This is a genomic window from Microbacterium sp. P2_F9 (assembly GCF_056403635.1).
In genome coordinates this window covers 1-9,035 of record NZ_JBFUFC010000155.1, presented here as the reverse complement: position 1 = coordinate 9,035, position 9,035 = coordinate 1, and the positions used below count along the sequence as shown (strand labels likewise).

Here is a 9,035-nt window from a genome sequence, read left to right as displayed (position 1 = left end):
CCTCGATGATCTGAGCAGAGGTGGCGGAGAGGGACACTGCGCCCGTCGAGTAGACGTCGGCGCCCGAGATTACCGCCTCAGTGGCCGCCGCGCCCGGTGTCAGTCCGATGCACTCCCACGAGGAGGGATCCGTGAAGTCGACCATTGACAGGTCGACCGAGTGCGTGACCGGCGGGCCGCGGTACGAGTAGGCCTCACCGTCGAGCACTCCCCCGTGCACGCGGACGGTGTCTCCGTAGTTGAGCCCGGCGACGGTCTGGTTGGACGTGTAGGTGGTGCTGACCGCCGTGTCGTCCCAGCCGATCATGTTGCGTGCTACCGAGATGCCGAGCGCGAGTCCGATCGACGTGCCGCCGCCGGCCGCGATCGATCCGGCGATGCCGAGGACGAGCGCGTGGATGCTGCCGGTCGAGGCGGCATCGATGACCACCTCGCTCACTGGGAGCGCGACTGTGCCGAGCGATCCGCCGACGACGCCGGCACGGGTCGTCGCGAGGATGCGGTTGGTCGACTCGGCGCCGCCGCCCGCGAGGGCGACCGCCACCGAGCCGCCGGCGATACTGACCGAGACGGCGACCGCGATGGCCTTGACGAGGATCTMGGCGTCGTTGGTCGCGGTGATGCGGATGCCGCCGGGTGCCACGACGACGCCCGGGCTGTAGAGGATCGCGAGCACCTGGGAGTCGATCGTGTTGTGGGCGAGCGAGAGCCCGACCGAGCCCGCGCCGCCGCCTTGACCGGAGAGGCTGGCGGCAACCGAGACGCCCTGGGCGTCGGCGGTGATGGTCGACGTGTCTTTCGCGGTGAGGTCGAGCTTGCCGCCCGCGTGCACGGCGGTTCGGGTGGCGGATGCCTCGACCCGGGCGCCGATCATGTTGTCGGCCCACACACCGCCGATCGCGACGGCGACAGCCACTTCGGTGGAGGCTGCGACGGCGACCGAAGTGGCGTTGATCGTCGCGATGATGGACGACCCGTTGGTCGCGCGGAAGATCACATCGCCGCTCGCGTGGAGGTCGGCGTCGATCGCCAGCGCCTTGACCTGGATCGGCAGGGCGGAGCCTGTGACATCGAAGTTCGTGGGATTCGCGTACTGCGCCCAGCCGATGAGGTTGCGCGCGACCGCGATGCCGATCGCGATCGCGGCGCTCGTCTCGATCCCGACACCCACCGCCACCGCGATCGCCGCGACGACCGCCGTGATTGCAGAAGAGAAGTCCGTCGTGATCTTCAGGTCGCCGGCCGCTGCGTCGACGCGGCTGTGGTCGATCGTTGCGTTGGTGCGCCCCTGAATGGAGTTGATCGCGACGGCGCCGCCGCCGCTGAAGGCTGTCGCGCCCTGGATGCCCAGCGCGACCGTGATCGCGGATGCCGACGACGTGGCGTGGATGACCGAGTGGCCGGTGGTGGCGACGGTGACCGCGCCAGCACCCCGCGCCCACGGCACGTTCATGAGCTTGGCGTCCGTGGCCGCCCGGATGTCGTTGCGGGCGAGGCTGAGGCCCACCCCGATGCTCGCCGTCTCGCCGTCGGTGAGACCGATCGTGACCGCCGTGACGGGCGCCTCGACCCAGGCGTCGATCGACGCGAGGTCATCAGCCGTGACGGCGACGTTGCCGCCCGCGCTCACCGACGGGGTCACGGCATCGATGGCCGGGGCGGCGAGGATCTCGGCGCGGGTGATGGAGTTGACCTTGTTCATCGCGATGACGGCGCCGATGACGACGGAGACGGCATCCGGGTCTTCCTCGCCGGGTTCGCCTCCCCCGGTGGGGACGGCGATGTTGACCGAGACGATCGCGTTGCGGATGTGCGCGACGACGCTCGAGGCGCCGGTGGCCGTGACGGCCACATCTCCACCGGCGTCGATCGTCGAACCGGTGACCGACGCCACCGTCTCGGCGGGGATGGGGGTGCCGATGTCCGTGCCGGCGATGGCATCCCCGATGTTGAAGAAGATGTTCTGCGAGCCCCACCCGATCGTGTTGAACGCGAGGGTGATGCCGATTCCGACGCCTGCCGTCTCGGTCACCGCAGAGATTGTCGCGATGATGGCCRAGGTGTTGGCCGCGGAGACCGTGAGCGCGTCGTCTGCGACGAGCGCGGCATCCGTCACGGTCGCGTGCGCGCTGCTGAGCACGAGGTTGGTCGCGATGACGACCCCGTAGGCGGCCGAGCCGCTTCCCCCGGAGGCGATCATGCTGCTCGTGATGATCGCCGTGAGCGCAGCTCGCTCGGTCGCCGCCACCGTCAGTGCGCCGCCCGCGTCGACGTCGACGTCGAGGATCGCCGTGGCGACGCCGCCCCGGACGTCGTTGAGCGCCACGAGGCCGCCGCCCGCGGTCGAGACCGTCTCGAGGGTCTGCACGAACTGGAGCACGCGCTCGATGAAGGGGATGTCCCAGATCTCGTCGCGGAGCAGACGCTCCCAGGAGCCGGTGCTGTAGTCGACAGCGCCGAGGTCCAGGCCGATACCGGCGGCGTCGGTGCCGGTGTACTCCCAGACCATGCCGGCGCAGTCCTCTGCACAATCGGCGTAGTCGTCCGCGACGCGGACCGTCTCGCCGTGGTGCAGGTCGACGATGCCCGAATGCGAGGTATGGGTGTAGTCGAGCAGCGCCGCCTCGATGAGACCGGCCACGAGCAGGGTCGGGTCGTTGACCGATTGGGCCAGGACGTCGAGCKTGATGTCGGCCGAGATCTCGGCGACCTCGTCGGCGGTGACCGTGACGTCGCCCCCAGCCGTGACGGTCATGGCGGTGCCGGCGGCGTCGAGCACGGCACTCGTCTGGACGTTCACCATGTTCTTGGCGACCGCGATGCCGACCGAGGTGGCGTTCGATCCCCACACCATGACGACGACCGCAGCCGCCTCGTTGGAGACCACGGCGTTGATGACACCCGCGTTGACCGCGATGACCGCGACCTCGCCGCCGGCCATCACCGTGGTGCCGGTGATGCGGGCATCTACGGTCGCGGGCTGCGGTCCGCCGAGCGCCCCGGCCAGGGCGGGCGTGCCGATGATGGCGTCGATGAGGTTGAAGAGGAAGTTCTGCGACTTCCAGCCGATCGAGTTGAACGCGAGGGTCACTCCGACGTTCTGCGAGGCCGAGGCGACGGCGGCCTTCGTCACCGCGTCGAGCTGTGCGACGTTCTCGGCGTCGACGAGGACGTCGGCCGTCGTGGTGATGGCGCCGCCGGCGATCGAGGCCCGCGCCTCGGAGAGCATGACGTTCGTCGCGATGACTCCGCCGACGGCGATCGAGTCACCMTCGATGTCAGGGAACGACGCACCGCCCGACGAGACGACCGACGCGTCGGTGACAGCTCGCAGGAGCGCCTCTTCGAGCGCCTGGACCAGCACGCCCGCGGCCGTGACCGTCACACCGGTGATGCGCGCGGTGGCGTGGGTGCGCACATCGTTGAGCACGACGATGCCGCCGACGGCGATCGCGTCCGAGCCTGTGACATTGAGTCCCTGCGGAAGGATGCTGGTCTGCGGCAGCGGCTTCCACCAGCCGAGATCGCTGTAGTCGGCGTTCCCCAGGTCGACGAGCCTGCCGTCCGGCCCCATCCACTCGTAGACGACGCCCTCGTCGCCGCCGAGAGGCACCCACAGGGACGCGTCCGTGTAGTCGATGAGCGAGAGGTCTGCGTCGGTCAGCGAGTCGGTGCCGAGGTATCGGTAGGCCCGGCCGCTCTCGCCCGCGATCGGCACCCACAGGGTGGTGTCGCTGTAGTCCTGCGCGCCGAGGTCGATGCGCGCGTTGCCGCCGATGTAGCGGTAGGTGCCGGCATCCCCGCCCTCGGTGTAGCCGTCTTCGACCTCGACGACATCGCCGGTCACGACGATCCGCACGCCCGAGGAGGTCGTGAAGCGCGCATCGGCGTAGCCGTCGTCGACGCGGACGATCATGCCGTTGTCGACGTCCACGTCCGAGTCGGAGCTCGTGAAGTCCTCTTCGATCGCCGCGACGCGAACTGTCGTGCCGCGGTCGAGCAGTCGCTGGCCCTCGGCCGAGGTGTAGATCGAGGGAACGGCGTTGTCGTTGAAGTAGCCCTGGGCGACCGAGGCTCCGCCGTCATTAAGGGTGCTCGAAGAGGTCACCAGCAGCGTGTTCGCGAAGATCCCGGTGGCGTCGGTCGCGATGACCTCGACCGATCCGCCCGCGGTGACATCCTCGGTCGCGGTTCCCGGCGTGTTCTCGATGCTCGCCTCGGCACCGGCTGTCACCTTGTTGCTCGCGATGAGGACGCCCACGGCGCTGCTCTTCGCGTCGATGAGTGCCGATGCTTCGCTCGTGGCCGCGTTGCTCACGGTGGCGTTGATGCCGGCGGCGTTGATCGCCGTGACCTTGACATCTCCGCCGGCGACGACCACGGTGTCGAGTACCTTGGCACTCGCGACCGCGGGCTGCTCCTCACCGAGCAGATGGCTGATGACGGGGTCGCCCAGAATCGCGTCGATCGCGTTGAAGAGCACGTTCGTCGACTTCCAGCCGACGGTGTTGAACGCGAGCACGACACCCACGGAGTCCGCGCCGCTGTACGCCGAGGTCAGCAGCGTCGCGTCGATCAGGGCGCTGTTGGTCGCCGTAACGATGAGGTCGCCCTCGAGATGGAGCTCCGAGTTCTTCACCAGCGCTGTCGCCGACCCCAGGACCCGGTTTGTCGCGATCTGTGCGGCGACGCTCAGCACGTCGCCCGTGCCGTAGAAGCTGCCGCCGGTTGCCGAGACGTTCAGCAGCACATCGGCCACGAGCCACGCATCGTCGGTGGCGGTGACCGTGAGACTCGGCGCCGTGAGTGTCGCATTCGTCAGCTTCGCGGCGACCGAGCTGCGTACGTCGTTGAGGATGACCAGGATGCCGACCGACCGGGCGTCCGAGGGGAGCAGGTTGCCGATCTCCGGGTAGAACCGCCCGACGTCGTCCGAACCGGCGACGATGCGCGTCCACTTGGTCGTATCGCTGAAGTCCGCCGCGGTCACGCTGCCGAGGTCGATGGCCCCGGTCGGACCGGAGTACTCGTAGATGTCGCCGGCCACGAATGGCGCTGTCGTCACACCGGGGTGCGCCTGGAGCCAGGTGTCGATCCAGCTCTGCCCTAGGAGCACATGCGTTCCATTGCCGAGCGATTCTTCGCCGGGCTCGGTCTCACCGGACGAGATCGTGCGGGTGCCCGACGCGGTGGTGAAGTCGTAGTCGCCCGGGATGACGACCTGGTTCAGGACGTCGGCGATGCCCGCGAGGGTGTTCGAGGTCGCGACATCCTGGATCACCGTGGCTGTGGCGGTAATGCCCGCAGTGTCGGATGCGCTGATCGTCACGTCGCCGCCGGCGTCGACCGTGCCGCGCGCCGGACCGGTGAAGATGATCTCGGCCTCGGCGAGGCTGTTGACCTTGTTCGTCGCGACGAGGATGCCCGCGGCCGTGCCGCTCGCACCGTAGCCCGCGGCCTTGCCGGTCTTCTTGTCGGCCTTCTGGCCCGCAGCGCCGAACGTGATGTCGACCGCGGCCGAGACGATGTTCTCGTTGCTGCCGAGGGCGGTAAGGATCGTGGACGAGATCGCCGTGACGGTGATGGTGCCGCCGATGTCGAGGGTCGAGTCGGTGACGACGGCGCGGGCGATCGCCGGCTGCTGGTCACCGAAGGTCGCGGTGACCACGGGGTTCGAGCCGGTGCCGAAGCGGTCGGCGATGTCGGCGGCCGATACACCCAGGATCGCCTCGACGAGATAGGAGAGCAGGTTCTGCGAGGTCCAGCCGAAGGAGTTGAAGGCGAGGATCACGGTGAAGGCGTCCCACGCCTCCATGTGCGTCTGCGTCGCGGCGACGGCGTCACCGGACTGCGAGGCCTGCACGAGCAGGTCGCCGCCGGCGGTGATCGGGCTGCGGGTCACGAGCGCCTGGGCGCTGCCGAGGATGGCGTTCATCGCGAGGACGCCGCCGCCGCCGCCCCACGCGAGGATGGTACTTGAATCCTGAGCGGTGAGGGACGTGACATCGGTCGCCCGCACGGTCACGTCAGCGATGACGTCGACAGTCGTGTCGACGATCGAAGCGAGGGTGGTCGAGCGCAGGTCGTTGGTCACGACGAGGCCGAAGTAGCCGGCGGATGCGCCGACCTTGGGCTTGTTCAGCCGGGTGCCGATCTCGCCGAGCAGAGCGTAGGCGAGCGAACTCGTGAAGAGGTTGGTCGCGGTGAGGAGCTTCCACAGCTCGGGATCGGCGAAGTCCGCGTCCGCCAGAAGGACGGAGGTGCCGTCCTGGCCCATCCACTCGAAGACCTGATCGTCGGCCCAGACGCGATCTCCCAGATCGAGCGTCACGGTGCCGGAGTTGCTGGTGTACAGGTAGTCGTCGAGCTGATCGCCGAGGTAGCGGTTGATCAGGCCCGAGCCTGCGTCGTTGTTGGGGGCGGTTTCGGAGAAGAGGGTCGTGGTCGCGCCGATGACCGCTGCGCTGAGGGCATCTGCCGTGAGGGACTCGGAGGTGACGACCGAGACGATGTCGTCGATCCGGCGCCAGCCGGGAGCCGTGAAGTTCTCGTTGGATGCCGGGGGTCCGCGCTCCAGTCCGGTCCACTGGAATCTGCCCCCAGGCGTGTTGACCACGTCGCCCGGCTCGATCGCGGCAGGCGGGCTCGCGAGCGTCCAGTCCGCGGGGGTGATGCCCTCGATCTGGGCGAACGCGCCGGTGGAGACGCGATTCGAGGCCACGACGCCGTTCATGGAGAGGCCCTCGGCACCGAACAGCGCGGCGGGGTACGACGTCGCGTCGTTGCCCAGGTAGGCGGAGATCGTGGCCGCTGCATCGCCGACGACGTTAACCGCTCCCCCGGCGTGAAGGCTGCTCTGCTGCACGAGGGCCCGTGCCTCGGCGGGGTGCTCGTTGCCGTACGCGGTGTGGCCGCCGATGACCGGAGAGCCGAGGATCGCCTGGAGCGTCTCGAAGAAGTAGGCGGTCGGGTTCCAGCCGATCGAATTGAACGCGAGGACCACGGAGAAGGTCTGAGCGCCCGATGTCAGAGCGGCACGCGCGGACGCGTCGATCTCGGCGCGCAGGAGCGCGCGGACCGTGATGTCGGTCACCACGTCGAGGGTGCTCCACAGCACGTTCGCCGTCGCGCCGCCGAGCACGCGGTTGGTGGCGATGATGCCCCCGGCGGCAAGCGCGGTGCCCTCGCCGGTGATGCTGTTGCCGCCCGAGGCGGAGGCCGTCACGTCGGCATCGGCGCGGATGAGCGCCTGCTCGATCGCCTCGACAGTGAGCGAGTCAGAGGTCGCGCCGGCGTAGGTGAGCGCCGCCGTGACGTCGCTGCGCAGGTCGTTGAGGACGATCGCGGCGGCGATCGCGACAGCGTGCGAGTTGGTGAGGTTGAAGCCGGACGGGAACACGGTGCTCGGGCGCACCGGCTTCCACCAGCCGAGGTCGAGGAAGTCGGTCGTCAGGAAGTCGACCTCCCAGTCATCCGGCCCCATCCAGGTGTAGACACTCAGCGGGCTGTCGGCGACCCGCACCCACAGGTCCGTGTCGGAGTAGTCCACCGAGTTCAGATCCAGTTCTTCACCGCTGCCGAGGTAGCGGTACGCGCTGCCGGCGTCGCCGCCGATGATCGCCCAGCGGCTCTCGACGGTGAAGTCCTCCACGGAAAGGTCGATGCGAGCGCTGCTGCCGAGGTACCGATAGAGGGTCTCCCAGTCGCCGCCTGCGTCGTGGCCGGCTTCGACGAGCACGACGTCGCCGTGCAGCACGTAGCGGATGCCGAGCGAGGTGCTGTGGCGCGCCGTACCGTAGTCGCCCGCGAGCCGCACGATGTCGTCGGTGACGAGGGTCCTCGGCTGATCGAAGATGGCGTGTTCGGCCGTATAGGTGTCGGTCGTCGCGCCGATCGGAATGAGCACGGTATCGCCGCGATCGAGAATCACGGGGCCGGTCTCGGTGGAGAGGTGGTCGTGGGCCGGGAGGGTGAGAAGGCCGCTCAAGGCGTGGAAGCCGCCGTCGTTGGTGGTGACCGAGCCGGTCGTCAGCTGCACGTTCGAGTAGATGCCGGCGGCGTGGTCGGCGGCGATGCGCAGGAGTCCGCCGGCGTCGACCGGGATGCGGGTGGAGGTCGTCGATTCGATGACCGCACGGGTGTCGCCGAGGATCTTGTTGCTCGCCATGACGAGCCCTGCGCCGGCGCTGAACGTGAAGGCGATCCCGTTCGAGGTCGACTGTGCGGAGTTGCTCACGGTGGCGTTGATCGACTCGGCGGACAGGGCCGAGACGACGATGTCGTGCGCCGAAGTGAGCTGCGCGTCGGTAGCCGTCGCCGCGATCCGCCAGGGCGCCGCGAGCGCGAAGTCCACGCCCAGCAGCGCCTCGGCGAAGGCGAGCACCGCGCCCAGCGCGACCGGCTCCACCGACCAGCCGATCAGGTTGATCGCCATCGCAGCGCTCAGGGTCAGCTTCGGCAGGTTGTCCACCGAGATCGTCCCGGTGGCCGCAACCGCCGAGACATCGGAGGTCGCGTCGATCCGGGCCCTGTGGCTGTCGCTGGAGATGAGGATCGAGTCGGCGTCGAGTTCGCCGCCGATGACCTCGGCGACGACCGAGCCGGTGAGAACGTTGATGGCCAGCAGTCCGGCGACAGCGAACAGATCCTTCGTCACGATCGCGGTGTCGCGCTGTGCGATCGACGCCGCCGTGGTCGTCGCCGTCAGCAGCGGCTCGCCAACGGCGAGGACCTCGATCCCGCCGAGTGCGGTGACGTCGGAGTGGGCGACGCGGGCTGAGACCGTGCGGTCGAGCCGATTCCACGCCATCACTCCAGTCGCGGTCACCAATGGGGTCTCGGGCATGAGCACCTGGTCGCCCGCCTCGACAGCGAGCGAGCTCGCATCGCGCGCTTCTACGCTGACGTCCGTGTCGCTCGTGACGATGGCATCCGTCACGGCGGCGGTGGTGGCCCCGGAGACGTTCACGAGGGCGTCCTTCGCCGTCGCACTGAAGCCGGCCTCGGTGGTCGCGCGCACCTCGAGGCCCTTGACG

Annotated in this window: 1 protein-coding gene; it reads right to left on the bottom strand. The window is 68.9% G+C overall.

Features of this window, described 5'->3' with window-relative positions; translation table 11 throughout:
* A partial coding sequence (locus AC1DVT_RS14785; protein ID WP_477389786.1) for a hypothetical protein occupies positions 1-9,035 on the bottom strand: 9,035 nt, incomplete at both ends.